Here is a 25,835-nt window from a genome sequence, read left to right as displayed (position 1 = left end):
TGAGCCGCGCGAAGCTGGCACGATCGGGAGCATGTTCGACGAAGCGCGGGCGGAGCGGACCGCCTCGGGACTGCGGGACTTCTACGCCGGCCGTACGCGAAGCCTTGATGTTCTTGATCTGTTCGGGCGGATGGTGGAACGGGTGCCCGCCTATCGCGCCTTCCTCGACGACCACGGGGTTGCGCCCGGGTCGGTGCGGTCGCTCGCGGACATTCCGGTGATGACCAAGCGGAACTATCACCAGCGATACGACCTGGCCGCGCGGTGCTGGGACGGGACGCTCAGCGGGTGCGACATGGTGGCGGTGTCGTCGGGGTCGTCGGGGAAGCCGACCGTGTGGCCCCGGTCGGTGCTGGACGAGAGGGCCGTCGCGGCGCGGTTCGAGCAGGTTTTCGACGGCGGGTTCCGGGCCCTGGAGCGAAAGACGCTCGCCGTCGTGTGTTTCGCGCTGGGGAACTGGGTGGGTGGGATGTACACGGCGGACGCCTGCCGGCACCTGGCGGCCAAGGGATATCCGATCACCGTGGCCACGCCGGGCAACAACGTTGACGAGATCCTGCGGGTGGTGGGGGAGCTCGGGCCGCTCTTCGACCAGGTGGTGCTGCTCGGTTACCCGCCGTTCGTGAAGAACGTCATCGACGCCGGCAAGGACTGGGCCGGGCTGCACGTCAAGATCGTGCTGGCCGGTGAGGTCTTCAGCGAGCAGTGGCGCGACCTGGTCGCGGCGCGGGCGGCGATGGACGACCCGGTCACCGACTCGGCCTCGCTCTATGGCACGGCCGATGCCGGGGTGCTGGGCAACGAGACGCCGTTGAGCGTGCGGATCCGCCGGTTTCTCGCCGATCGGCCCGAGGTGGCGACGTCCCTGTTCGGGGATTCCCGGCTGCCGACGCTGGTGCAGTACGACCCGCGGACCCGGCTGTTCGAGGTGGTGGACGGGACACTCGCCTTCAGCGCGGACGGGGGAGTGCCGCTGCTGCGCTACCACATCGCCGACGAGGGCGGGCTGATCCCGTACTCGAGGATGACGGCGATCTGCGGCGAGCACGGCGAGGGGCCCGAGCTTCCCTTCGCGTACGTCTTCGGCCGCTCGCTCTTCACGGTTTCGTTCTTCGGCGCGAATGTCTATCCGGAGAACGTCACGGTCGGCCTCGAACGGCCACACGTCGCCGACCGGGTGACCGGCAAGTTCGTGCTGCGCACGCTCGAGGACGCCGACCGCGACCGGAAACTTTCCATCGTGGTCGAGCTGGCGCCCGGCGCCGCGCCGAGCGACGAGCTCGCCGCCACGCTGGCCGAGTCGATCCGCGCCGAGCTGCTGCGGCTCAACAGCGAGTTCGCCCACTACGTCCCGGCCGAGCGCCGGCTGCCCGAGGTGCTGCTGCGCGCGGCGGGCGACCCGGAGTTCTTCCCGCCGGGCGTCAAGCACCGCTACACGCGCTGAATCAGGTCGGCGATGACCGCCATGCCGCTCTCGATGGCCGCTTCGCCGGTGTTGCCGAAGCCGATGACCAGGCGTCCGGGCGTGCGGGAGCCGTCCGCGCGATAGTCGCTCATGCCGTAGACGCCGACCCCGCGGGCGCGGGCGGCGGCGACGACCTCGCGCTCGCCCACGGACGCCGGCAGGTGCAACACGGCGTGGAAACCGGCCGCCAACCCGGTGATCCGGCCCGGCGCGGCGTCCATCAGCACGGCTCGGCGGCGGGCGTAGACGGCACGCATCCGCCGCAGCTGCCGGTCGTAGCGGCCCGACTCGATGAGCGCGGCCAGGGCGAGCTGGTCGATGCCGGACGTCCCGCGGTCGGCCACCATCTTCTCGGCCATCACGTCGTCCACCAGCGAAACCGGCACCACCGCCCAGCCCAGCCGCAGCGCCGGCGCGAGGGACTTGCTGACCGTACCCAGCGAGACCACGCGGTCGGGCGCGAGCCCCTGCAACGCCCCGACCGGATCGCGGTCGTAGCGAAACTCGGCGTCGTAGTCGTCCTCGATGACCACGCCGTCGTTTCCGCGAGCCCACGCAAGCAGCGCGTGCCGCCGCGCCGGCGCCATCACCACCCCGGTCGGCCATTGATGCGCCGGCGTGACCACCACGATCCGCGCCCCGCTGCGCCCGAGCGCCTCGACGTCGATGCCGTCCTCGTCGACGCCGACCGGCACCGGCTCGATGCCGGCGCCCGCGGCGGCGTCCTTCACGGTTCGCACCGCGCCCGGGTTCTCGAAGGCGACCCGCGTGTGCCCGCGCTTCGCCAGCACCCGCAGGGTCAAGCCGAGCCCCTGGGCCACTCCCGTGCAGATCAAGACCTGGCTCGCGTACGTGTCGACCGCGCGCACCCGCCGCAGATAGGCGGCCAGCACCTCGCGCAGCCGGGGATTGCCGTTGGCCGGGCCGTAGTCGAAGGCGCTGTTCGGCGCCGTGCGGCACACCTGCGCGACCGCCCAGGCCCAGTCCTGGCGCGGCGCGAGCCGCAGATCGGGCACCCCCGACGGAAAATCGGCGATCAGCGCCGGTTCCTGTTCACGCTGCTGGGGCCGGGCGGCCGGCGCCGGTGCCGCGGCGGCCGACGCCACCCGCGTCGCCGAGCCGGTGTGGGCCGTGAGATAGCCCTCGGCCTGCAGCTGGGCGTAGCACTCCTGGATCAGCCCCCGGGACAGCCCGAGATGCCGCGCCAGCGCCCGGGACGACGGAAGCCGTTCGCCGGCCGCCAGCCGCCCGGCCCGGATCGCCGCCCGCAGATGCTGTTCCACCTGCGACTTCAGTGGCGTCCCCGCCTCGCGGTCGAGCTCGAGCAGCAGCTGCGGGCCCCAACCGGACCACTCGATGGCCATGGAATCGGACCTTACCAGTGTGCCGCTTGGCTCCTAACGTTCGAGGCATGAAGACCGCAGCCGCCCTTGCCCCGATCGCCGGCGCCTCGATCGGCTTCTACCTGCCCCTCGCCGTGGTTCCGCTGCTGGCGGGCTCGGCCCAGGCCGCCGGGCTGAGCACCGGCGCGTTCCTGGTCGCCACCGTGCTGTTCGAGCTGGTCACCCCGAGGATCGTGGCGCGGCTGGGCTACCGCCGCACGCTGGCCGCCGGGCTCGTCCTGCTCGGCCTGCCGTCGCTGCTGTTCCTGGTCAGCGACGCCACTGCGGCTCTGGTCGCGGCGAACGCCGTACGCGGCATGGGTTTTGCCATCGCGACGGTTGCCGGAAGCGCGCTGACCGCCCTGATCGTTCCCTCACGGCGTCGCGGAGAGGGCGTGGCCCTCGTCGGTCTGGTCAGCGGCGCCGGCTCGCTCGCCGCCCTGCCGCTGGGCCTGTGGGCCGCCCACCGCTACGGCTACACCCCGGTCTTCGTCGTCACCGCCCTTGCCCCGCTGGCCGCGCTGCCCTTCCTCGCCGACGCCACCGTGACCGACAAATCAGACAACTTTGCCAGGCCAGGATGGCGGCTCCCGGTGATCTTCGCGGCCTGCGCCTCCGCGGCCGGCGTCCTGGTCACCTTCGCCCCGCTCGCCATGGCCCCGGCCCTCGCCCCGGTCGTCCTTCTCGTGCAGCCGGCCGTCACCACCGTGGCCCGCTGGATCGCCGGCCGCGTGGGCGACCGCATCGGCCAGTCCACCCTGCTCCTGCCCGGCATGGTCCTCTCGGTCGCCGGCATGGCCGCGCTCGCGGCCACCGGATCGACCGCGCTCGTCCTGCTCGGCGCGGCCGCCTTCGGCGCCGGTTTCGGCATCCTGCAGAACGTCACCCTGACCATGATGTACGCCCGCGTGCCGCGCTCCTCCTACAGCGCCGTCAGCGCCATCTGGAACGCCGCCTACGACCTCGGCATGGCGGCCGGCGCGCTCGGTGCCGGCGCGCTGATCCCGTCGGTCGGCTACCCGGTCGCGTTCCTGCTCACCGCGGTGGCCATGCTGCCCACGCTGCCGCTGGCCCGGACCGGCCGCACGAACGCCCGCAACTCGTCTGTCACGATGAGGGCTCTGCCGGACATGGGGTGAGGGTGAGCTCCGGGACCGACCACGAAGAAACCCACATCGAGGAACGCTATCGGCGGGTCTACGCCGCGACCTTCGGCCCGCTGCTGGCCTACGCCCTGCGCCGGGTCGAGCAGCCCGCCGACGCGTCCGACGTCGTCGCCGAGACTTTCCTGGTCGCGTGGCGGCGGCGCCGGGAGCTCCCGGCCGAGGGGGAGGCCCGCCTCTGGCTGTACGGGGTGGCCCGCCGCGTCCTCGCCAACCACCATCGGGGCTTCGCACGCCGGGAGCGGCTGGGTCAGCGCCTGCGGCAGCGGCTCTCGGCCGTCGCGCCCGACCCCGCGACCGAGGTTCCCGAGCGGCTCGCCGTCCGGGCCGCGCTGGCCAGGCTCGGCGACCTCGACCGGGAGGTGCTGATGCTCACCGTCTGGGAGGGCCTCGAGCCGCGCGAGGCGGCGGCCGTGCTCGACGTGAGCCCGGCCGCCGTCCGTACGCGTCTCTCGCGCGCCCGTGCGCGGCTTCGCCAACTCGTCGGTGACGATCCGGTGATGCCCGGACATGTGCTCGACGTCCTGACCGCACCCGTCCCCGAGGAGGGCCGATGACCGACGACCGGCTTCGCGATGCCGATCCCTACCACCCCTCGATCGTCGAGCGCCTCGACGGGGCCGAGCAGACGTTACTCGAGGAGATCATGTCCGAGGACCGTGTCATTCACCCGTGGCGGCGCCGATTGGTGACCGCCGTCGCCGCGGCGGCCGTGCTGGTCGCCGTGCTCGCCGTTTCGGTGGTCGTCCGTCATCAATCCGCGCCGTCGCGTGACCAGGCGGCGCCCGGCGTCTCCACCCGCTGGTCGGCCGTCGCGCTGAAGGCAGCCGAGCAGAACCCGCGGCTGCTCATCGACGAGCCCGGCTGGACGGCGAAGACCGTCTACGGCTTCGCCGAGCAGAACGGCACCATCGGCTTCGTCAACGGCCCGCGCACCCTGGAGATGAACTGGTACCCCGCCGACCAGTACCAGGACTACCGCCGCGACCGCAAAGGGGTGAGCAAGCCGGAGGCCGGCCAGATCCAGGGCTGGTCCGGCGATGTCTACACCTACAGCGCCGGTGACTTCGCGCTGCAGCTCAAGCCGCGCGACGGTGTCTTCGTCGAGCTGCGCACCGGCGGCACGTGGAACCGGGCCGAGTTCGACCGGGTGCTCACCCACGTCGTCCAGGTCGACGTCGAGACGTGGCTCGAGGCGCTGCCGCCCGAGATCGTGACCCCCGGCCGGGCCGGCGAGGCCGCCACCAAGGTGCTGAACGGCGTCCCGATCCCGCCGAAGTTCGACCGGTCGAAGATCGAAGCGCTCGGCGCCAACGACCCGTACCAGTTCGGCGCGCAGGTGGTCGCCCTGGTCGGCTGCGGCTGGATCGCCGAGTGGGAGCGGGCCCGCAAGGCCGGCGACGCGGGCGCCGTCAAGCGAGCGGCGGACGCCCTGAGCAGCAGCCACCAGTGGAAGGTGCTCAACGACATGAACGCCGCGGGCGACTATCCCGAGGTGTTCTGGGAGTACGCCGACCGGATCGCCGCCGGCAAGCAGCCGAGCGGCTACCAGCAGGCGCTCGGCTGCTCCTAAGGGGCCGCCACCGTGGTCCAGCTGGCCAGGAGGCTCAACGCGTCCTGGCCGCTGGACCCCGGTTCCGCGCTGTAGGCGTTCAGCCGCAGGCCCGGGTCGGCGGTGAGCTCCATCGACTCGTACGCGAGGACGAGCTCGCCGACGACCGGGTGACACAGCCGTTTCGTGCCCGTGCGGTGCAGGCGCACGTTGTGTGCCGCCCACCAACCCCGGAAAACTTCGCTGCGGGTGGAGAGCTCACCGATCAAATTCGAGAGATTCCGATCGTACGGGTCCCGCCCGGCCTCACCACGCAGCAGCGCGACGGTGTCTCCCGCCATCTCCTCCCAGTCGACGTAGAAGTCCGGCGCCGCCGGGTCGAGGAAGAGAAACCGCGCGATGTTCGGCGGCGTCTGTGCCCCGAAAAGCGGCGCGAAGACCGCCCGCCCGAGGTGGTTGGCGGCCAGCACGTCGAGCCGCCCGTTGCGCACGTAGGCGGGCACCATCGTCATCCCGTCGAGGATCCGCTGCACGCCCGCCCGCACCCGGGCGGGCGCCGCCTTCCGTCGCCGCCGCGCCGCCCCCGGACCGGGGTTGGCCTGCCGCGCCAGATCGAACAGGTGCGCCCGCTCGGCGTCGTCGAGCTGCAGTGCCCGCGCCAGCGCCTCCAGCACGCTTTCCGAGACGCCGGAAAGATTTCCGCGCTCCAGCCGCGTGTAGTAGTCGACGCTGACCCCCGCCAGCATCGCCACCTCCTCGCGGCGCAGCCCCGCGACCCGCCGGTTCCCGCCGTATGCCGGAAGGCCGGCCCGCTCGGGCGTGATCCGTGCCCGCCGGGTGGTGAGAAAGTCGCGAGCCTCGCTGCGATGGTCCATGCCTCCGACGCTACGTCGGCCGCCATCGCCCTGGGAGGGTCTGCCCGTACCGGTCAGCCCGCGAGCCGGCCCGGCCCGGCATTTCGGGAAATATGGAGACTGATCACTCACGTGGGGTCAGGGGCGCGAAAGAGTGGTTCTGCCAGATCGAATGTGAGTGCTGCTCCGGGTAGGCGGTGACGGCGCCGGGAGTGTCGAAGATCTGGGTGAGACGCCGGTCGGGCGTGTAGGCCGGCCAGCCCGGGTCGCCGTGGGTGGCGAAGGCGGTCCACGCGGCCCGCATCCGCGCGGACAGCTCGACGGCGTCATCGCCGGGCTGGTCGCCGAGGAGCAGGGCGGGCTGGCCGCTGGTGAGGTTGCCGAACACGAGCGGGACGTCGAGGCCGTGGCACGCGCCGAAAATGCCATCCATGCCCGGGGCGGGCCAGGTCAGGTCGTAGAGATGGGCCCGCCCGCCGCCCGCGGTGTGCGCCTCGGCGAGGTGAACGGTCGGCATGCGGAACAGCCAGTCGGAGTGGACGAGCTCGTGGAGCCGCTCGGGCCCGGCGTCCGGATAGGCGTCGCGGTAGCGCTGGGCGCCGTCCGGCGCCGGCGCGAGGAGATCGAGGGCGGTCGCCGCCTGGCCGGGCGTGGCCGGACCGGCGAAGGCGGCGAACAGCCGATGTTCGTCGCGGGTGTGCCCGGCGAGCAGCGCGACCTCCCGGGCGGCGCCGCCGGCCAGGGCCTGCCACGGAGTCGCCGGCAGGATGTCACCGTCGACGATCGGCGAGAGCAGGACCGACCGGTAGGCCGCCGGACCCCAGCGGTCCGCCCGGTCCGCCGCCGTGGCGGTGACGGCGTCACCCACGGCGGCCAGCCGGGCCGGATCCACCCCGGCGAGCTCCGCGACCGTGGGGCGCAGCCCCACCTGGGCCGCGAACGCGGCAGCGATCTCGGCGGCGAGCTCGGGGGAGAAGAACGTGCCCGGCACGCTCTGCGCGACGGCGGCACGGAACAGCCCGGCCGCGCGGGGCATGGCCAGCAGGGCGGCGACGGAACCGCCGCCCGCGGATTCGCCGAAGATCGTCACCCGTTCCGGGTCGCCGCCGAAGGCCGCGATGTTGTCGCGTACCCACGCCAGGGCGGCGACCTGGTCGAGCAGGCCCCGGTTGGCCGGTGCTCCGGTGATGTGGGCGAAGCCCTCCACCCCGAGGCGGTAGTTGAAGGTCACCAGGACGACGTGGCCGTCGCGGGCGAGGTGGCCGCCGTCGTACTCGGGCGAGCTCGACATGCCGATCGTGTAGGCGCCGCCATGGATCCACACCATCACCGGGAGCTTCGCCGCCGGATCGAGGCCGGGGGACCAGACGTTGACCGTCAGCCAGTCGTCGCCCGCCGGGCCCTGGGAGGGGCCCCGGCCGAGCGCATCGACCTGCGGCGCCGGCGGCCCGAACGACACCGCCGGCCGCACGCCGTCCCAGCCCTCGGCCGGCCGCGGCGCGGCGAACCGGCTCGCGCCGACCGGCGGCGCGGCGTAGGGGATCCCACGGAACACCGCCACACCCGACTCCCAGCGGCCGCGCAGCGCACCCGGCCTCACCCGGACTTCCGGCGGCGAGCTGGTGGTCGTTGCCGGCATGGCGTCTCCTCGGCGGGCCTGGCGAGATCACGGCTGGGACAGCCGCATCCTCGCCCAGAAGCCGGCACCCGGCCAGCCATTTACGGGCGGGCCGGGCCTTGACGGCCGGTCGTCGTGCGGGTTAGGTTGTTCTCAGTTCGAGTTAGTCTCAAATTGAGGATAACGAAGCATGCCGAGCGAGTCCGAGTTTCTGACCGGGTATGACGCCCGGGCCTATCCGGCGGCCGCCGTCACGGTTGATGTGGTGGCGCTGACCATTCGCGATGGGCGGCTCTGCGTCCTGCTGGTCGAGCGCGGCGAGCAACCCTTCGCCGGGCGCCCGGCGCTGCCGGGTGGCTTCGTGCGGGAAGAGGCGCTCGACCAGGCCGCGATGCGCGAGCTCGGTGAGGAGACGGGCCTTCGGCCCGGGCAGGGCGCGCTCGAGCGGGTTCATCTCGAGCAGCTCAAGTCGTACGGCGATCCGGGGCGTGACCCGCGTATGCGGGTGTTCACGGTCGCGTACCTGGCTTTCGCGCCCAGCCTGCCCGATCCGAGGGCCGGCAGCGACGCGGCGGCGGCTTCCTGGGTGCCGGTCGACGAGGCTGCCGGTCTCGCGTTCGACCACGACGCGATCCTGGCCGACGGGCTCGAGCGCGCGCGGTCCAAATTGGAGTACACGCCGCTGGCGACGGCGTTCGCGGGCGACGAGTTCACGATTTCCGAGCTGCGGCAGATCTACGCGGCGGTCTGGGGCGAGGAACTGCACGCCGGCAACTTTCACCGCAAGGTGCTGTCGGTGCCGGGGTTCGTCGAGAGCACCGGGGAAACCACGGCGCGGGGCGGGGAACGGGGCGGGCCGCGGGCGAAGCTCTACCGGGCGGGGGACGCGCGGCTGCTGCATCCGGCGCTGTTGCGGCCGACGCGGGAGGAGGGCGTGCGATGAGGTTCGCGGACGCCGCCGAGCGCATCGACCGGGCGTCGAGCTTCGCGGAGCTCGCGGACGGGCGGGAGCTGACGGAGGCGTACCGGAAATGGGTGCGGCTGGTACACCCCGATGCCGTGAGCGCGGCGGAAAGCGCGACCGCCACCAAGGCCTTCGCGAAGCTGTCGCGGCTCTACCAGGCGCGTGGGTTCGCGTCGGGGGACATCGCCGACCTCTCCGTCACGGCGAAGGGGCTGCTGAAGGTGCCGCGGAGCCCGGCGGACAACGATCTCATGGAAGCCGAGGCCGAGGCGCTGAAACGGCTGCGGGACAAGGGGGATCCGAAGTTCCGGCCCTACGCGCCGGGGCTGGTCGCGAGCTATGTGCACGAAAGCGCGGACCGGGTGCGGCGGCGGGTCAACGTCCTCGAACGGCTCGACGGGTTCGTGCCGTTGAGCCGGGTGCGGCCGCCGCTCGACTGGCGGGACGCGGCCTGGATGTGGCGGCGGCTGCTGGTCGGGCTCGGGTGGGCGCATCGGGCCGGCGTGGTGCACGGCGCGGTCCTCGAGGAACACGTGCTGATCCATCCGGCCGACCATGGGGTCGCGCTGGTGGACTGGTGTTACTCGGGGCGCCGGGTCACGGCGATCGTGCGGGCGCGGCGCGACGCGTACCCGCCCGAGGTCTTGCGTCAGAAAACGGCCTCGCCGGCCACGGACATCTACATGGCCACCGGGCTGATGGCCCGGCTCATCGGCGACGGCATGCCGCCGCGGCTGCGGCGTTTCGCGGACGGCTGCCGCTACGACGCGCCGCGCATGCGGCCGCAGGACGCCTGGCGCCTGCTGGGCGAGCTCGACGAGCATCTCGGGCCGAGAAAGTTCCGGCCCTTCACCGTCTAGGAGGTCACGATGGGAAGCGGACTCTGGTCCACCGACGTCTACACCGCCGCCGCCAACTACCGCGCGGCGCACGGAAAAAGCGCGTTCGACTACAGCGACAGCGGCGCCCGCCGCGCGCACCCGGCGCTCGACCCGCGCGGCGTGACCGTGCGGGAGAGCCGCGACAGCGCCGAGCACCCGCTCAGCACGCCGATCGCGGTGCTCTTCGACGTGACCGGGTCGATGCGCGGGGTGCCGCGCGTGTTGCAGACGAAACTGCCGCAGCTGCTCGGGCTGCTCACCCGCAAGAGGTACGCGACCGACCCGCACATCCTGTTCGGCGCGGTCGGGGACGCCACCTGCGACCAGGTCCCGCTCCAGATCGGACAGTTCGAGTCGGACAACCGGATGGACGAGGACCTCGCCCGGATCGTGCTGGAGGGTGGCGGCGGCGGGCAGAAGACGGAGTCGTACGAGCTGGCCATGTACTTCATGGCGCGGCACACATCGCTCGACTCGCTCGTCAAGCGTGGCCGCCGGGGCTACCTGTTCCTCATCGGCGACGAGATGCCGTATCCGCGGGTCTCGCCGTCCGCCGTGGGCCGGTACATCGGCGACGCGCTCCCCGGACCGATCGCGACCGAGCAGATCCTCGCCGAGCTGCGGCGCAGCTTCGACGTCTACTACCTGATGCCGACCGCGGCCGGCTGGGGCGGCGACAAGGAGATCCTCGCGCGCTGGCGTTCGCTGCTGGGACAGAACGTGCTGGAGCTCGACGACCTGGACGCGGTGTGCGAGACGATCGCGCTCACGGTGGGTCTCGGCGAGGACGCCATCGACCTGGACGCGGGGCTGGCCGATCTGGTGGGCGCCGGCTCGACACACCACGGCACGGTCGGGAAGGCCCTCGCGCCGTTGCACCGCGGCACGGTGGCGCGCGGGCCGCTGGCGGTGAGCGACGCGGCCTCGGGCAACGAGCGGCTGTGAACGGGCACGTCGCGGTCGTCGACCTCGGCTACGGCGACGCCGGCAAGGGGACGGTGGTGGACGCGCTCTGCGCGAGCGCGCCGGTGCGGGCGGTGCTGCGCTTCAACGGGGGAGCACAGGCCGCGCACAACGTGGTCACGCCGTCGGGGCGGCATCACACGTTCGCGCAGTTCGGGTCGGGCACGCTGCGGGGCGTGCCCACCCACCTGACCCGGTTCACGGTGGTCGACCCGCTGGCGCTGGCCGCCGAGGCGGTCGCGCTGGGCAATCCCTACGAGCTGCTCACGGTGGAGGGGGACGCCCTGCTCGCCACTCCGTGGCATCGCATCGCCAATCGGCGTCGCGAGCTGGCGCACCGTCACGGTTCGTGCGGCATGGGCGTGGGCGAGACCATGGCGTACGCGTTGTCGCACGCCGATGCGCCTCGCGTGTCGGACGCCCTTTCCCCCTCGCGTCTGCGTCGCCGCCTGGCGGCGCTGGCCGACTTCTACGGTCCCGGTGTCGTGGCCGACGATGTCGTGGCGGCGCTCGTCGCCTTTGGACGGACGGTGCGGATCGTCGGCGAGTCGCACACCGGGCGGCTGCTGCGCGAGGGGCCGTGCGTCTTCGAGGGCGCCCAGGGTGTGCTGCTCGACGAGTGGCGGGGCTGGCATCCGCACACGACCTGGTCGACCACGACGTTCGACAACGCCCTCGCGCTGTGCCCCTCGCTGATGCGGCTCGGCGTCGTGCGCACGTACACGACCCGGCACGGCGCGGGTCCGTTCGTCACCGAGGATCCGGCGCTGGACCTGCCCGAGCCGCACAACGGGGTGGGCGAGTGGCAGGGCGCGTTCCGGGTCGGGCACTTCGACGCGGTGGCGCACCGCTACGCGATCGAGGTGGCCGGCGGCGTCGACGGGCTGGCCGTCACCCACCTCGACGTCCCGCCGCGCCGTCCCGACCTGCGCATCTGTACGTCGTACACGCTCGACGGCGCTCCGTGGACGCGGATCGTCCCCGGCGAGTTTCGCGACCTCGGCCACCAGGCGGCGCTGACCGAACGGCTCTTCCGGGCCCGGCCGGGCGCGCTGGTGCGGCCGGACGACTGGACGGCCGCGATCGGGGACCTGCTCGACGCCCCGGTGGCGCTGGAATCGTTCGGGCCGACCGCCGCCGACAAGAAGCTGCACTTGGGCCCCGGGTGAGCGCTCGGGTCGCTCCGCTACCGTCTCTGGACCGATCCAGGAGCGAGCGTGGAGGTGGGGCGATGGCGGCGGGTCAGGGTCGCAAGCCGGTCGTGGTCGAGGGACTGGTCTGCGCGGATCCGACCGTCATGGCGTGGGAGGACGGGGAGCGGGATCGGTGGTGGTCGCGGGCCGCGGCGCTCGACCACGGGCGCGAGCAACCCGACTGGGTCACGGCGGCGACCGGCGCGGACCGGCTCTCCAACCTGAGCGCGCCGCAGGTGTCGTGGCTGGTCGCGAAGGGGCCGGAGGCGTCGGCGCGGGCGCTGCTCGCGACGCCGGCGTTGCTGCGGCACCGGCAGCGGATCGATGTGGGCCGGGTCGCGGCCGCGCGGCTCGAGCTCGACGCGTTGCCGCTGGTGCTCAGCGAGGCGGGGGAGAGCGCCGACCTGCTGGGCTCGCTGGTGCTGCCGTTCCGCGGGCCCGAGGCGGCCACGCTGATCGCGGGATGGCTGCGGCACCTCGGGTCCGCCCGGCTGTGGGCGCGGCTGTGGCTGTCGCGGCACGCTTCGGCGGCGGCTCGTGCGCTGATCCCGGCGGCGGTGGGCCGGGCGGGCAAGGCGCGGCAGAACGCCGCGGACGCGCTTCGCCACCTGGCCGCGACCGGTCACGAGCCGGCCGTTCTCCGGGCCGCCGAGGGGTACGGGGCCGAGGCCTGCGCCGCGCTGTTCGGGACTTCCGCCCGGGGGCTGACCGGCGCCACGTCTCCCATGTCGCTGGACGATGCGCGAGTCGCGCGGAAGGCGAAAGCACCTGCCTGGGCGCGCCCCGAGCGGCTGCCCGAGGTCCTGCTGGCCGCGGGTGGGGCCATGCCCGCCGACGAGGTCGCGCGGCTGGTCGGCGCCCTGGGGCGGACGCGCCTCGACGACGCGCCGGAACCGGCGCCCGGAGATCCCGCGGAACCGGCGGCCGTCGAGTCGTCGGCGGCCGCGCAACCGATGGTCGCCGCGCCCGATCCCGAGGCGGAGAAGCTGATCGCGGAGTGCGACTGGCCGAGCCTCGCGCGGTTCGGACGGGCGCTGCTGGACGAGTGGCTGGCCGACGGGATGCCGGCCGCGGAGGCGTGGGTGGTGCTCGCGCAGGCGCACATCGGCGACGCCACCACCATCGAGAAACTTTCGCCGCTGGTCCGGTCGTGGCCGGCGAAAAGCCGGTATGCCCGGGCGACCGACGGATTCGCGGTGCTGGCCACGGTCGGCACGGACGTGTCGCTGCGAAACTTCCTGGCGATCGAGGAGAACATGTCGGGCGGGCCGACGAACGACCGCGCCATCGGCTACCTGACGCAGGCGGCCGAGCAGCGCGGGCTCTCGCGGACGCAGCTGGCCGACCGGCTGGCGATCACGCACGGGCTGCGCGCCGGGGTGACGCTGGACTACGGCCCGCGCACGTTCACCGTGGCCGCGGACGATCACCTCACCGCGTACGTCGTGGCCGCGGACGGGCGGCGGCTGGCGCGACCGCCGAAGCCGGGCGTCAAGGACACCAAACCCGAGGCGTACCAGCAGTTCCTGGCCTTCAAGAAGGAGCTGCGAACAACCGCGGCGGCGCAGATCGCCCGCCTGGAGCGGGACATGCTGAAGCGCCGGATCCGCCCGGCCCGCGACGTCGCCGGGGTTCTCCTTCCGCATCCGATCCTGGGGCCGGTCGCGCGGCGGCTGCTGTGGGGCGAGTACGACGCGGGCCGCCTGGTGCGGGCGCTGCGGGTCGCGGAGGACGGAAGTTTCGCCGACCTCCACGACACGGCCGCGACCGTCGGCGGGGACGCGGAACTCGGGATCGTGCACCCGATCGAGCTGGGCGCGGATCTCGACGGCTGGGCGCATCTCTTCGCCGACTACGAGGTTCTGCAGCCGTTCCCGCAGCTGCACCGGCCCACCGTGGTGCTGACCGCGGCGCAGCGTGCCGCGACCAGCCTGGCGGGATTCGGGCCGGTGCCGACCGACAGCGTTCTGGGCCTGCTGCGGTCCGACCGGTGGCAGGGCAACGGGTATCACGGGTTCGCCGGCAGCACCAACACCCAGCTGGCGCACGAGCTGCCCGGCGGGATGACGTTGCTGGTCGAGCTGGATCCGGGCGTGGAGACGTCCTACAACACGACGGAGGCGCAACGGATCACCGAGATCTGGGCCGACGGCACGTGGTCGGACCATTGGCAGGTGGCGCGGCGTACCCCGATGGGGGCCTGCGATGCCGCCGCCCTCTCGGAACTGCTGGTCGAGCTCTACGCGCTGCCCGTGTCCTTGACGTAGACGATCGCGTCGATGCTCGCCAGGTGGGCCGGGTCGAGCGGGGAGTAGCCGAACCAGGGGGACACGCGGGGCGTCGGCTCGCCGAGCGTGTGCGGGTCGACGACGAATCGGTCACCCGGCATCGCGTACAGGCGCCCCTCGATCGTGTCCGGCGGTGGGGCGCCGACGCCGCGCCGACGGATCGTGCCGAGGGCGGTGGCCACGAAGGCGTACCCGTCGCCCAGGTGGGCGTCGACGATCGCGCCGGCGCTCCACCACTCCAGCGGCACGTCGCCGAGCCGAATCCTGCTCCGTTCCCGCCGGCGCGCAGGCTCGGCGTTCGTCCGGCCACCCTGCGCAAGTGGGAACGCGCCGGCCTGGTGCTGCCGCGCCGCGACCCGCGGACCGGCTACCGGGTCTACAGCGCGGCCGACGTACGCGATGCTCTGCTTGTTCATCAGCTCAGGCGGGGCGGCTACCTGCTGGAGCGGATCGCGCCGCTGATCGCCCAGGTCCGCGCGGCCGGGGGCGTCGAACCCCTCGAATCGACGCTGCAGGACTGGCATGCCCGCCTCACGGCCCGCAGCCGCGCCATGCTCGCCGGCGCGGCCGCGCTGGACGCCTACCTTTCCTAGCCCGCCTGTCTCTGGCCGCCTGTCTCGGCCCGCCCGCGTGGGCAGCGTCAGCGCGAGTAGCCGGCCGGGCCGAGGCCACCAGGCTGTGCGCTGGTGTCACCTTCGGAGGGTTTGCCTGACTCGCTCAGAAGCGAGGATGTAGGCAATCAACAGGATATTCGGAGCGGCGTCGATCGCGACGCCCAGCGTTGACTTCATGTGAAGGACGTGCCAGCCCAGCAGGAATGCCACCGACAAGGCATTGAAGATGATGCTGTGCGCGATGGCGGACCGTTTTCTCCGGATGATGAGCACGAACAAGAGAACGGTGTAGAGGATGAGCAGCGTGTTCGAAATGACGTAGAAGATCAGTGCGGGCGCCGATACGAATGACGTGAGGCCGGCCAGCGAAGGATCGGCGGCGATGATGAGCGACGCGACGGTCAGCTCCAGGCCGTGCGCGGCCAGCCCAGCCAGGACGACGAGGTAGACGATGAGCCAGCCGCGGATCGGAGGACGCTCCCATGGCGATCCAACGCCGATCGACTCGTCCTTCACATTACTCATTCTTCGGCCGGTCAGACGGTCCGTCCATCGTGGTAGCACCCGTCCGTCTGGGGTGCTGACTCCACCAGACCCAAGTAGCCGCCGGCCCGGGAATCAAGCGACCAGCACCCAGCCCCGACGGCGACGCGTACGCCGGGCGGCGTACAGCTGATCGATCAGCTCCAGCGCCCATCGCATCCGGGGAACTGCAAGATCGGGATGGTCGCCGTACTCGGCGGCGACGTCGGCGGCGCAGCCCCGCACACCGCCATGGGCGCGCAAGGCGAGCCGGATCGCCTTGTCGGCGGCGTCGTACGACGGATCGCTGCCGGTAGCCAGCTGGCTGGTGAAGAGCGCTTCCGCCCGGGCCGCGGTCAACATGGTAGTCATCGAAATCTCCTCCTCCGTGCGCGTCTACCGGGTTAGACCGCCCTGCTGCCGAGGATTCATCGGTCGGCCCCGACCACTGTCATTCGTAGTACTGAACCAGGCAGAACTCGTGGTTCTCCGGATCCGCCATGACAACGACCACGCCCGCGTCGTACTCGTGGCGTTCACCAGTGGACCGGCCGCCAAGATCGACAACCGCCGCCATGGCTTCGTCGATGTCGTCGACGGAGACGTCGAGGTGGATACGCACCTTCCCGGTCGCGGGCTCGGACACCGGCTGAAACACGAGTCGCGGCTCCGGGTCGTCCCGTTCGCCGAGATAGACCCAGCCCTCCTGCGACGGTCCGGGCGTGCGACCCAGCAATGCGCTCCAGAATCGCGCCACCCGCTCGGGATCGAGGCAGTCGATCGTCACACCGGACCACACGTTCGCCATGCGCCCGATCCTGGCATGTCGCCGGCGCACTGATGTGCGCCGGCGACCGGGTCGAGCGGATCGCTGGTGGGCTGGACCATGTCCGGTCCTGCGTCCCTGCGGCTGCCGCCAACCGTCTAGCATCCGCGTTATGTTCCGTATCCGGCCCGTCCTGGTACTGCTCGCCGCCCTCGTCGCGGTGACGTCGTGCACCAGCTCCGGCGACAAGAACGACAAGAAGGACGAGTCCGCCGCCGGCATGCCCGACGCCGGAACGCTGCTGAAGGACTCCGCCACCGCGATGCGCGAGATCAAGACCGCGAAGTTCCTGATCACCGCGGACGGCGCGATCTCGGGGCTCAGCCTGCGCCGGGCCGAGGGCACGCTCACCCGGGAGGGCGACGCCGAGGGCACCGCCCAGATCGAACAGGCCGGCACGAACGTCGACCTGACCTTCGTCATCGTCGGCGACAAGATCTACATCAAGGGACCGACCGGCGGATACCAGGCGCTGCCGCTCAGCCTCGCCGCCACCGTCTACGACCCGTCCGCCATCCTCGACCCCGACAAGGGAATCGCCAAGGTGCTGAGCACCGCCACCGACGCGAAGATCGAGGCCGCCGAGGCAGTCGACGGCACGGATGCGTGGCGGGTGGCGCTGACCGCGAACGGCGCCGACCTGGCCACGATCATCCCCGGGGTCACCGGCGACACGCCCGGCAAGGTGTGGCTCGGCCAACAGGACAAGCGGCTGCACAAGGCCGTCTTCACGCTGCCGGCGGAGGGCGGCGCAACCGGCACGGTGACCGTGACCTTCCAGGAGTTCGACGCGCCGGTCGACATCAAGGCCCCGTGACCGCCCGGCGGCGCCTGGCGATCGGCGCCGGGGGCGCCACCGTCCTGCTCGCGGCGCTCGACGCGTACGTCGTGGTCAGCGTCCTCACCGACATCCTGCGCGATGTCCACATCCCACTGACCCGGCTCGAGCAGGCCACCCCGATCGTGACCGGGTACCTGCTCGGCTATGTGGCCGGCATGCCGCTGCTCGGCTCGCTCTCCGACCGGCTCGGCCGCCGCCCGGTCATCGTCGGCTGCCTGGCCGGCTTCGCCGTCGGCTCGGCGCTCACCGCCGCCTCCGGCGAGTCGCTGTCGCTGCTGGTTGCCGGGCGCGCGGTGCAGGGCCTGGCTGGGGGCGCGCTGCTGCCGGTCACCATGGCGCTGGCCGGCGATCTGTGGGCGAGCGGGCGGACGCGGGCGTCGGCGCTGGGCGCGGTGGGCGCCGCGCAAGAGCTGGGCAGCGTTCTCGGACCCCTGTACGGCGCGGCCGTCGCCGCCCTGATCGGGTGGCGGGGCATCTTCTGGATCAACGTGCCGCTGTCCGCGCTGGCGGCGGTCGCGGTCCTGGTCGCGCTGCCCCGGTCGGCGCCGCAGCGGCCCCGGCCACGGGTCGACGTCGTCGGGGGCGCGCTGCTGACCGCCGGCCTGGGGCTGCTGGTGGCAGGCCTCTACAACCCCGACCCGCAGCATGCGGTCCTGCCGTCGTGGGGCCTGGTCACGCTGGGCGCGGCGGCCGTGCTGCTCGTTCTGTTCGGGGTGTGGGAACGGCGGGCCCGCACCCGCCTCATGGACCGGCCGGGCCGGGTCTTCCTGGTCGCGCTGGCCGTCAGCTTCTGCGCCGGGGCCGCGCTCATGGTGACGCTGGTCGACGTGCAGCTGGTGGCCCAGACGCTGCTCGGCCGGGACGCGTTCGGCGGCACCCTGCTGCTCTCCCGCTTCCTGATCGCGCTGCCGGTGGGCGCGGTCGCCGGCGGCGTGCTCGCCGCCCGCCTGGGCGACCGCTGGGTCACGGTCGGCGGCATGCTGATCGCCGCGGCCGGGTACGTGCTGATCGCCCGCTGGCCCCTCGACGTGCTGGCCACGCGCTACGCCGGCGTGCTGCCGCGCCTCGACGCCGACCTGGTGGTGGCCGGTCTCGGTCTGGGCCTGGTGATCGCCCCACTGGCCGGGGCCGCGCTGCGCGGCACTCCGCCGGCGCAGCACGGGGTCGCCTCGGCCGGCGTGGTCGTGGCCCGCATGGTCGGCATGCTCCTCGGCGTGGCCGCGTTGACCGCCTGGGGGCTGCACCGGTTCCAGGAGCTGACCGCCCGGCTGGACACGCCGCTGCCGTTCGGCGTCGACCCGGCCGTCTACCGGCAGCGGCTGGACGCGTACGAGTTGGCGGTGAAGGCCGCCCTCCAGACGGAGTACCGCGAGATCTTCCATGCCACCGCCGCGGTGTGCCTGCTCGGCGCCGTGCTCGCTCTGCTGCTCAGCGATCGGACCCGGCTCGCGCACGACGGGCACTGACCACGCGGGTCATCCGTTCCTGTGCCGCACCGTGCGGTCGAGCCAGCCGTCGCCGTTGTCGTCGTACATCCGCTTCTCGAACGTGCCGTTGTCGTCCTTGTCGTAGTCGGCGTAGTCGACGAGCCCGTCGCTGTCGGTGTCGTGCCCGACGAAATCGGCGTGGCCGTCATGGTTCACGTCGACGCGGATCTCGACGCCGTGTCCCCTCGTGCCGGTGAAGGTCGCCTTGTCCCAATGACCGTCGCCGTTGGCGTCGATCCGCGGGTGGTAGCCCTTCGGCGGCGCGATCTGCTCGGCCGTGCCACGGAACCGCCCGGGCTCCCCGTATCCGCTCCTGGGCGCGTCGCCGAACCCACTGTCGGGCGCGTCGCCGTCGCCGAGCCCGTTCTCGGGTGCGTCGCCGAACCCGCTGGAGGCGGGCGGCAACCCGTCCTGATCGGCGCCGCCGTCGCGAACGGGCGCCGAGCCGAACCCGCTGTGCTCGGACGGCTGCCACTGCTCGTGCGCCGAGCCGCCACCGCTGCCCCAGGCGCCCGGCGCGTCACCGAGCCCTTGCGCGGCCGCGGGCGCGCCGACCGCGCCCGCAACGTGCTGCGTTGACGCGCCGGTCGACAGCGTGTGGCCGATGTCGGCGAACGCCGAGAACAACCCGAAGGTGCTCGACTTGTTGGTGCGCGTCTCGACCGCGGCCAGCCCGCCGCCGGAGTCGGGCGATGCCTGGCTGCGCAGAAGCTCGGCCTCGTCGGCGTCCAGCCGGTAGCCGGACAACGTCGCGTCGGGATCGGCCGCCAGCGCAGCCGCGAACGACGGCTCGTTGAGCAGGCGTTCCAGCACGGCGTCGAAGTCGCTCATACCGGCCAGGCTAGAAGCCCGCGTCGAGTCCGGGTATCAGGCCGTCAGTCGAGTTCTGGCATTGCCACCGGCTGGGGCCGCGGCCGGCAGGTGCCGCACTGCACGGCGTCCTCCACCACCAGCGCCTCCGCCCGGCCGCGCGCCTGCGACCGGGTGACCTGTAGCAAGTACGGGCCGAAGCGCGCGTGATCTTCGCAGACCCCGCGTCCGCAGAAGCGGCACAAAGCCCGCGCCGCCTTGGCGCAGAACCAGCAGAGCACGTTTCTCCTCGAATATCAGGTGATGATCGGCGGCGTCGAGACCGACGGCGAGGTGGATGGCGAGGTCGATGACGAGGTCGGCCGAGTAGTCGGCTGCGTGGTCGGCGCCGTGGTCGGCGTGGTGGTGGGTGGGCTGGTCGTAGGCGTCGGTGTGGTGGCCGGCGGCCGGGTGGTGGTCGTCGCCGGCGGCGGCGTGGTGGTCGCCGGCGGGTTGGTGGTGGTCCCGGGGTTCGGCTGCGTGGCCCGGCGCGGCTGAGGGGTCGTAGCCGGAACGCTCACCGTTGTGGATGGGACACTCGCGGACGGGGTGACCTGGGTCGGCGCGTCCGGCGAGGGCGACCCGCTCGGGCCGGCCGCCGGCGGCGTGACGACGACACCGTCGCCACAGGTCAGATCGCCGGACGTGGCGGCGACGGGCACGCCGGCCACGACGGCCGATCCGGTCGACACGGTGACGGCGCTCGGCTCGACGGCGTACCAGGCCTTGCCCGTGTTCTTGACGTCACCGCTCGGGCGCCGCACGACCAGCGACAGCGGCCGGAACGCGCCGCTGGTGCTGGCGGTGTCGACCAGCAGCCGGCCGGCGTCGACGCCGACGGTGCCGTGCGTCGCGTGCACCCGGCCCGTGTCGGTCCAGAGCCGGCCCACGTTCGTCCGGGAACCGGCGCAGAGCACGGCCACGGATCCGCCCGAGAAGGTGAGCCGTCCGGTGGACCCGGCCGGTACCTCGATCCACGAGCCGTCGCCGACGTAGCGCCGGCCGCCCTCGGCGAGCCTGGTCGTGGCGCCGGCGCCCACCACGGTGATCGGGCCCTGGTCGGCCGCGAGCAGCACCCGGTCGGCGGGCATCTCGGCCCAGGCCGGGCCGGGCGCGAAGGTGGCGACGGTGAGCAGCAGCGCGAGCAGGAGCAGGAGCAGGACGAGCCACCACATGCGGCGCTCGAACCGGCGGTCCACCTCGGGGTCTTCGGTGCCGTCGGGCGGGCCGGGCGGCACGGCGAGCGGCGGGTAGATGCCGGCGCCGTGCACGCCGGAGGCCACGGCCGCCCGACCGGCGGGCAGTGCCGGGCCGGCGATGTAGCTCGCGGCGCCGACCAGCGGCGGCAGGTCGGAGGCGTCGGGGATCACCCAGAGCCGGACCGGCGTACGCGTCTGGGCCACCGTGCCGGGGTCGCCGTCGCCGACCGGGCCGACCAGGGTGCCGCGGCGCAGCTCGACGCCGTCGGGCGTGGCGATCACCCCCGACTCGACGACGACCGCGTGGGTCGGCCCGGGCAGGATGACCGACTCGCCCGCCCGGAGGTCGACGGGGTGCGCCGCGACGATCAGCGCCAGCCGCGCGTCGTGGGCCAGGTCGGCCAGCGCGGGGGTGTCGGCGAACAGCGCCTCGGCCTCCGCGCGGTCCTTCGGCGGCGGCCCGGCCAGCGGGCCGACGACCGTCGCCACGGTAGCCGTCGGCACGGCCAGCAGCGTGGTGCCGGCGGTGTGCCAGTTCAGCTGGGTGGAGCGGCCGGTCAGCGCGTTCGCCAGGCCGACGACGCCGCCGGGGCCGACGTGGTGCCGGATGGTGCCGCCGGGATCGGCGGCCCGGCGGGCCTGCATGGCGCCGTCGACGACGACGTACACCTCCTGCTGGACGCCACCGGCGACGACCAGCTGCCGGCCGCTCGGCGGGCGCAGCCAGTGGGCCCGGGCGGCGAGGCCGGCCAGGGCCGGCTCCGGCAGACCACCGAGGTCGGAGGCGCGCAACGCGGCCAGCCGGCGCGGGGCATCGGCCTCGCGAGCGCGTTCGGCGGAACGCTCGCGGTAGCGCCGCCACCACACCGACAGCCGGCCGGCGAGCAGATAGATGACGGGTGCGCAGAGCCCCATCAGGATGAGCACGAGCAGCGCCTGACCACCGGCGCCGTTGTGCCACAGGCCGGTGACCAGTCCGGAGACGCGATCGGCCCAGACCCGATACACGAGATTCGCGGCGATGGCGAGCCAGAGCACCGCGAGCACCCCGTACAAGGCAACGATTCTGCCTTCGATGTCGAGGCCGGCCCAGGCCGGCGGCCGGCCGCGCAGCCGGCTGGTCACCCAGGAGATTCCGCGGGCTCGCAGGTTCGGGATCTCCAGCCAGTCCATCAGAAGGTAGTAGCCGTCCAGCGCGAGGAACGGGTTCAGGTTGAACAGCGCGTTCAGATACCAGGCGAAGGCGAGCTTGAAGGCCAGCGGGCCGATCGCCGGGATCGCCAGGCCGGCCACCTGCATCGAGCCGGCCAGCACCAGGCCGGTCAGCGGGCCGGCGGCGGTGACCAGGAGCCGGGCCCGCCGGCCGGCCATCCAGACGTCGGTCGTGTCCACGAAGACCGACGGGATTCCGAAGAAGACCAGCAGGCCGGCGGTGGGCACCTCGCGGCCGGCATGCTTGGCGGCCAGCGCGTGCCCGAGCTCGTGGCAGGCCAGCGCGAACACGTTGAGCAGCAGCAGCACGACCGCGCCGAGCAGATACGAGCCGTGGGTGACGAAGACCGCCTGGCTGCCCCGCCACCAGGTGGCCACGAAGATGCCGAGCCCGAGCACCGCGACGGTCGACAGCACCGTCGCGACGGCTTTGGTGAAGAAGAACCGGCCGACGGTCCGGTACAGGCCCGAGACGAAGCCGTCGATGTCGACGACCATCATCCGGCGTCCGCGGACGACCGCGAGCAGCCCGCTGCCGACCCGCTCGGGCAGCGCGTTGCGCTGGAGCTGCTGCAATGGCCGGAACGCGTCCACCGGCAGCTCGTCGAGCATCCGGTTGCCGGCCAGGTCGGCCACGATCCGGCGGACCTGATCGGGAGCGAGGCGACCGGCCAGGCGGGCGAACTCGGCGACCAGCCGGGCCACCGTGCGCGTGCCGTCCATCATCAGGGCGAGCTGCCACTCCGGCGGGGTGAGCCGCAGATAACCGGCGCGACCGCCGTCGTCGGGCGAGCGCAGCATCACGTACCCGGAGCCGCGTACGCTCGTCAGCTCCACCGTCTCGATGCCCGCGCGCAGCACCGGCCGGGCCCGGGCCGGGTTGAGCCGGTCGACGACCGCGCCCCACAGGCCGGGGTCCGCGGGTCCGGCGGGCTCACCGGGCGCGCGCCCGGCCAGGGCCTCCCAAACACTGATCCGGGTCTCGACAAAGGACACTCAGGTCGGCCTTCCACTCGCCGTCGGCGAATGGAGAGTAGGCGTTTGGCCCGCTCAAAGGCCAACATCGGGGAAGGATGAGGGAATCCAACGCCGTAAAGCGGGCGCAAAGGCGCGGAACCGGCGGCGGCCGCCGCTGTGCGGCTCGGCCCTTGCGGGCCGAGCCGATCTGTCATGCCCGGGTGAATTCCATGACCCAGTTGGATTCCCAGGTCTGTCCGCCGTCGGCGGAGAATTCCTGTTCCCAGCGGGCCGAGGTGGGTGTGATGTCGCTCCAGATGAAGTGCGCCTTGATCGGCTTCCCGTCGTGCGTGTCGTCGCCGTAGAAGTCGCCGCGGCCATCGGTGAAGGTGCCCACGACCGGTGGATAGAGCAAGCCGGTGCGGCTGCTTGCCCAGTAGAGAGACCATTCCTTGCGTTCGAGGTCGAACAGGCGCACGGTGAAGCCGCGGCTGCCCAGCGTCGGGAAGATGATCTCGTCGGTGTTGCCGCCGCCGTCGAAGATCTGCTGGCAGGTCGTGGTGCCGGGGAAGGTCTCCCAGTCGGCGCTGCCGGCAAACAGCGTCGTGAGCCGGCGGTTGACGACGTGCCATGAGCCGATGAGGAAGTCGAAGTCGTTCATGCCGACGATCATGGCCCCTACCCCTGACAGTTTCTGTCAGTAAGGCCGACAGACTTGGGAAGATACGTGCGGTCAGCCGGCCTGGGGGTGGACCTCGCGGGCCGCCAGTTTCTCGCGCACCTCGTCCGCGTCCGGGTGGTCGATCTCGGTGAGGATCGCCAGGGACTCGCGCCAGGCCTCGCCGGCGGCGCGCTGCCGGCCGGCCGCCTCCTCGGCGTCGCCCAGGTGGGCCAGGGCTATCGCCTCGTACTGGCGGTCCCGCTCGGCCCGGAACGCCTCCACCGAGCGGCGGTAACAGGCCGCCGCCTCGTCGTGCTCCTCCAGGCGGAAATGCGCCATTCCCACGCTGTCCCAGGAATGGCCGGCGCCCATCCGGTTGCCCGCCGCCTCGTGTACGGCCACCGCGCGCCGGCAGTAGTCGAGCGCCCGGCGGTAGTCACCCATCGTGAGGTGGCACCACCCGATGTTGTTGGTGGCCCGGGCCTCGCCGACCGGGTCGTTGTCGCGGCGGTACAGGTCGAGCGCGGTGGAGGCCTCGGCGATCGCGCCCTCGTGGTCGCCGGTGCGGCGGGCGATGATGCCCAGGTTGAGGTGCACCTTGGCCATGCCGCCCAGGTTCCCGAGCTTCTCGTAGAGGGCCAGCGCGGTGATCAGGTGGCCGCGGCCCGCCTCCTGGTCGCCGACCTCGCACTGGGCGTAGCCGACGTTGTAGTGGCTGGCCGCCTCGAACAGCGGCTCGCCGGCGCGCTCGGCGGCGGCCACCGCGCGCATCTGCCAGACGATCCAGTTGCGCTTGTCCCACCGGCGCTCGTGGTACGTCTGCAGCGACCACGCGAGCCACCACTGGTACGTGTGCCGTCCCGATTCCTCGGCCAGGTCGGCGGCGGCCCGCAGCGTCTGGTGCTCGGCGGCGAACCAGGCCATCGCCTGCGCCCCGTCGGCGATCGGCGTCGGCGTGACGCCGGGGGCGTAGGTGCTGGGCCGGGGCACGCCGAGACCCCGGTGCCGTTTGAGCTGCCGGTCGGCGGCCAGCGCGGTGTGCAGGTAGTGGTCGAGGACCCGGACTTCGGCGTCCTGCTCCGAAGCGGCCAGCGAGCGGGCGTACTCGCGCAGCAGGTCGTGGCAGCCGAACCGGCCGGGCTGCGGTTCGGACAGCAGGTTGGCCCCGGCCAGCTCGGCCAGCAGCGGCCGCAGCGAGGCGACCGGCAGCGCGGCCAGGCTGGCCAGCGCGTCCGCCCCGGCGACCGGTGCGGGGTGCCGGCCGAGCAGGCGGAACAGCCGGGCGGCCGCGGGGCCGAGTTTGCGGTACGACCAGGAGAACACCGCCCGCACGTCGGTCGCCGGGTCGGGGCCGGCCAGCGCGTCGAGCCGGGCCGCGCGCAGCTCGGCGGCGATGTCGGCGAGCGCGAACCCGGGGTGCGCGGCCGCGCGGGCCGCCACGATCGCGAGGGCCAGCGGCAGGTACGCGCACACCGAGGCGATCTCGTCGACGGCGCGCGGCTCCGCCCGTACGCGATCGGCGCCGATTCTTCGCGCCAGCAGTGACCGGGCGCCGTCGGGGGTGAGCACGTCGAGCAACAGCAGTTGAGCGCTGTCGGTGACGGTGAGGCCGGCGAGCCGGTCACGGCTTGTCACCACCACGACGCAGCCGGGCACGCCGGGCAGCAGCGGGCGCACCTGGGCGGCGTCGGCAGCGTTGTCGAGCAGGATCAGCATCCGGCGGCCGGCGAGCGCGCTGCGGTACAGCGCGGCGCGCGAGCCGAGCTCGGCCGGGACCCGCTGAGGCGGCACGCCGAGCCCGTCCAGCATGCCGCGCAGCGCCTCGCCGGCAGCCAGTGGCGGACCGGACGGTCCGAAGCCGCGCAGGTTGACGTAGAGCTGACCGTCGGGGAAGAGGTGCCGCACGCGATGCGCCCAGCGCACGGCGAGCGTGGTCTTGCCGACGCCGGCGGTCCCCGACACGGCCGAGATGATCACGCCGGACAGGCCGGACGAGAGCAGCGCGTCGAGGCGGGCCAGCTCCCGATCCCGTCCGGTGAAGCCCGCCGGATCGAGCGGCAGCTGGGCGGGCGTGATGTCCTGCGAAGCGGACTGCAGGAACTCGTCGAGGCCGGCGCCGGTGAGGCCGAACGCCGAGGCCAGCACCCGCAGCGTCACCATGCGCGGCGCGGCGACCTGCCCGCCCTCCCACTTCCCGATGCTGCGCACGCTGACCCCGGCCCGGTCCGCCAGGTCCTCCTGGGTCATGCCGAGCCGGCGGCGGTGGGCGCGCACCAGGTCACCGAACACCGAATCACCCCAAAGTCAATCGATCTGCCCCGATCGTCTCAGGCCCGCGCATCCC

Annotated in this window: 22 protein-coding genes and 1 pseudogene; 12 read left to right on the top strand and 11 right to left on the bottom strand. The window is 72.9% G+C overall.

The window, feature by feature from the left end:
- Nucleotides 1–31 precede the first annotated feature (31 nt).
- Entirely contained in the window at nt 32–1,444 is a 1,413-nt protein-coding gene (locus ACIA5D_RS40075; RefSeq protein ID WP_396035749.1) for a phenylacetate--CoA ligase family protein, read from the top strand.
- Here the strand turns inward: ACIA5D_RS40075 and ACIA5D_RS40070 are convergent.
- On the bottom strand, nt 1,432–2,829 hold the full coding sequence (locus tag ACIA5D_RS40070; RefSeq protein WP_396035748.1) for a PLP-dependent aminotransferase family protein: 1,398 nt from the start codon (nt 2,827–2,829) through the stop codon (nt 1,432–1,434). The genes ACIA5D_RS40075 and ACIA5D_RS40070 overlap by 13 nt on opposite strands.
- Before the next feature lie 47 nt (nt 2,830–2,876).
- Here ACIA5D_RS40070 and ACIA5D_RS40065 point away from each other — a divergent pair, with 47 nt between their 5' ends.
- The 3 genes from ACIA5D_RS40065 to ACIA5D_RS40055 are packed head-to-tail and all read left to right on the top strand — an operon-like array spanning nt 2,877 to nt 5,583.
- Nucleotides 2,877–3,986, top strand: a complete 1,110-nt coding sequence (locus tag ACIA5D_RS40065) for an MFS transporter (protein ID WP_396035747.1) — start codon at nt 2,877–2,879, stop codon at nt 3,984–3,986.
- 2 nt (nt 3,987–3,988) lie between these two features.
- Complete coding sequence (locus ACIA5D_RS40060; RefSeq protein WP_396035746.1) at nt 3,989–4,567, top strand: RNA polymerase sigma factor; 579 nt, start codon at nt 3,989–3,991, stop codon at nt 4,565–4,567.
- Nucleotides 4,564–5,583 (top strand): hypothetical protein, encoded by a 1,020-nt coding sequence (locus ACIA5D_RS40055; protein WP_396035745.1) that lies wholly within the window; start codon nt 4,564–4,566, stop codon nt 5,581–5,583. The genes ACIA5D_RS40060 and ACIA5D_RS40055 overlap by 4 nt, the downstream gene beginning before the upstream one ends.
- Here ACIA5D_RS40055 and ACIA5D_RS40050 read toward each other — a convergent pair.
- Both ACIA5D_RS40050 and ACIA5D_RS40045 read right to left on the bottom strand, forming a co-directional pair.
- Nucleotides 5,580–6,437 (bottom strand): helix-turn-helix transcriptional regulator, encoded by an 858-nt coding sequence (locus ACIA5D_RS40050; RefSeq protein ID WP_396035744.1) that lies wholly within the window; start codon nt 6,435–6,437, stop codon nt 5,580–5,582. The two genes, ACIA5D_RS40055 and ACIA5D_RS40050, sit on opposite strands and share 4 nt — an antisense overlap.
- A 103-nt stretch (nt 6,438–6,540) precedes the next feature.
- On the bottom strand, nt 6,541–8,055 hold the full coding sequence (locus ACIA5D_RS40045) for a carboxylesterase/lipase family protein (RefSeq protein WP_396035743.1): 1,515 nt from the start codon (nt 8,053–8,055) through the stop codon (nt 6,541–6,543).
- A gap of 169 nt (nt 8,056–8,224) precedes the next feature.
- Between ACIA5D_RS40045 and ACIA5D_RS40040 the strand changes: the two genes are divergently transcribed.
- The 5 genes from ACIA5D_RS40040 (at nt 8,225) to ACIA5D_RS40020 (ending at nt 14,302) form a co-directional block, all read left to right on the top strand.
- Nucleotides 8,225–8,977, top strand: a complete 753-nt coding sequence (locus ACIA5D_RS40040) for an NUDIX domain-containing protein (protein ID WP_396035742.1) — start codon at nt 8,225–8,227, stop codon at nt 8,975–8,977.
- Nucleotides 8,974–9,858 carry a molecular chaperone DnaJ gene (locus tag ACIA5D_RS40035; RefSeq protein ID WP_396035741.1) on the top strand — a complete coding sequence of 295 codons (885 nt, stop codon included), beginning with the start codon at nt 8,974–8,976 and terminating at the stop codon, nt 9,856–9,858. The genes ACIA5D_RS40040 and ACIA5D_RS40035 overlap by 4 nt, the downstream gene beginning before the upstream one ends.
- A gap of 9 nt (nt 9,859–9,867) precedes the next feature.
- Nucleotides 9,868–10,824: a hypothetical protein gene (locus ACIA5D_RS40030; protein WP_396035740.1), complete on the top strand. Its 957-nt coding sequence runs from the start codon at nt 9,868–9,870 to the stop codon at nt 10,822–10,824.
- Entirely contained in the window at nt 10,821–12,011 is a 1,191-nt protein-coding gene (locus ACIA5D_RS40025; RefSeq protein WP_396035739.1) for an adenylosuccinate synthetase, read from the top strand. The genes ACIA5D_RS40030 and ACIA5D_RS40025 overlap by 4 nt, the downstream gene beginning before the upstream one ends.
- A 62-nt stretch (nt 12,012–12,073) precedes the next feature.
- Nucleotides 12,074–14,302 (top strand): DUF4132 domain-containing protein, encoded by a 2,229-nt coding sequence (locus ACIA5D_RS40020; RefSeq protein ID WP_396035738.1) that lies wholly within the window; start codon nt 12,074–12,076, stop codon nt 14,300–14,302.
- Here the strand turns inward: ACIA5D_RS40020 and ACIA5D_RS40015 are convergent.
- On the bottom strand, nt 14,275–14,571 hold the full coding sequence (locus ACIA5D_RS40015) for an erythromycin esterase family protein (RefSeq protein WP_396035736.1): 297 nt from the start codon (nt 14,569–14,571) through the stop codon (nt 14,275–14,277). The two genes, ACIA5D_RS40020 and ACIA5D_RS40015, sit on opposite strands and share 28 nt — an antisense overlap.
- 33 nt (nt 14,572–14,604) lie before the next feature.
- Between ACIA5D_RS40015 and ACIA5D_RS40010 the strand changes: the two are divergent.
- Nucleotides 14,605–14,916: pseudogene (locus ACIA5D_RS40010) on the top strand (MerR family transcriptional regulator); the annotation flags it as partial.
- A gap of 96 nt (nt 14,917–15,012) precedes the next feature.
- Here the strand turns inward: ACIA5D_RS40010 and ACIA5D_RS40005 are convergent.
- The 3 genes from ACIA5D_RS40005 to ACIA5D_RS39995 all read right to left on the bottom strand — a co-directional run bounded on the left by ACIA5D_RS40005 (nt 15,013) and on the right by ACIA5D_RS39995 (nt 16,267).
- Nucleotides 15,013–15,453 (bottom strand): DUF2569 family protein, encoded by a 441-nt coding sequence (locus ACIA5D_RS40005; protein ID WP_396035735.1) that lies wholly within the window; start codon nt 15,451–15,453, stop codon nt 15,013–15,015.
- Nucleotides 15,454–15,555: 102 nt separating this feature from the next.
- Nucleotides 15,556–15,831 (bottom strand): hypothetical protein, encoded by a 276-nt coding sequence (locus ACIA5D_RS40000; protein WP_396035734.1) that lies wholly within the window; start codon nt 15,829–15,831, stop codon nt 15,556–15,558.
- Nucleotides 15,832–15,910: 79 nt separating this feature from the next.
- A complete protein-coding gene (locus tag ACIA5D_RS39995) occupies nt 15,911–16,267 on the bottom strand; it encodes a VOC family protein (RefSeq protein WP_396035733.1) in 357 nt (118 codons plus the stop codon).
- Between the two features lie 130 nt (nt 16,268–16,397).
- Between ACIA5D_RS39995 and ACIA5D_RS39990 the strand changes: the two genes are divergently transcribed.
- Together ACIA5D_RS39990 and ACIA5D_RS39985 are read left to right on the top strand one after the other, a co-directional pair.
- A complete protein-coding gene (locus ACIA5D_RS39990; protein ID WP_396035732.1) occupies nt 16,398–17,102 on the top strand; it encodes an LppX_LprAFG lipoprotein in 705 nt (234 codons plus the stop codon).
- Entirely contained in the window at nt 17,099–18,592 is a 1,494-nt protein-coding gene (locus tag ACIA5D_RS39985; RefSeq protein WP_396035731.1) for an MFS transporter, read from the top strand. Before ACIA5D_RS39990 ends, ACIA5D_RS39985 begins: the two co-directional genes overlap by 4 nt.
- Before the next feature lie 9 nt (nt 18,593–18,601).
- Here ACIA5D_RS39985 and ACIA5D_RS39980 read toward each other — a convergent pair whose 3' ends face one another.
- The 4 genes from ACIA5D_RS39980 to ACIA5D_RS39965 form a co-directional block, all read right to left on the bottom strand.
- Nucleotides 18,602–19,444, bottom strand: coding sequence for a hypothetical protein (locus ACIA5D_RS39980; RefSeq protein ID WP_396035730.1), 843 nt, complete (start codon nt 19,442–19,444; stop codon nt 18,602–18,604).
- A gap of 275 nt (nt 19,445–19,719) precedes the next feature.
- Nucleotides 19,720–22,869: a cyclic nucleotide-binding protein gene (locus tag ACIA5D_RS39975; RefSeq protein WP_396035729.1), complete on the bottom strand. Its 3,150-nt coding sequence runs from the start codon at nt 22,867–22,869 to the stop codon at nt 19,720–19,722.
- A 172-nt stretch (nt 22,870–23,041) separates the two neighbouring features.
- Nucleotides 23,042–23,491 carry a hypothetical protein gene (locus tag ACIA5D_RS39970; RefSeq protein WP_396035728.1) on the bottom strand — a complete coding sequence of 150 codons (450 nt, stop codon included), beginning with the start codon at nt 23,489–23,491 and terminating at the stop codon, nt 23,042–23,044.
- A gap of 72 nt (nt 23,492–23,563) precedes the next feature.
- Nucleotides 23,564–25,780: a tetratricopeptide repeat protein gene (locus ACIA5D_RS39965; protein ID WP_396035726.1), complete on the bottom strand. Its 2,217-nt coding sequence runs from the start codon at nt 25,778–25,780 to the stop codon at nt 23,564–23,566.
- Nucleotides 25,781–25,835 lie beyond the last annotated feature (55 nt).

It is taken from the genome of Actinoplanes sp. NPDC051513, assembly GCF_044454685.1.
GTDB lineage: Bacteria > Actinomycetota > Actinomycetes > Mycobacteriales > Micromonosporaceae > Actinoplanes.
The sequence above is the reverse complement of the archived record's forward strand: the minus strand, read 5'-3'. Positions and strand labels throughout refer to the sequence as shown.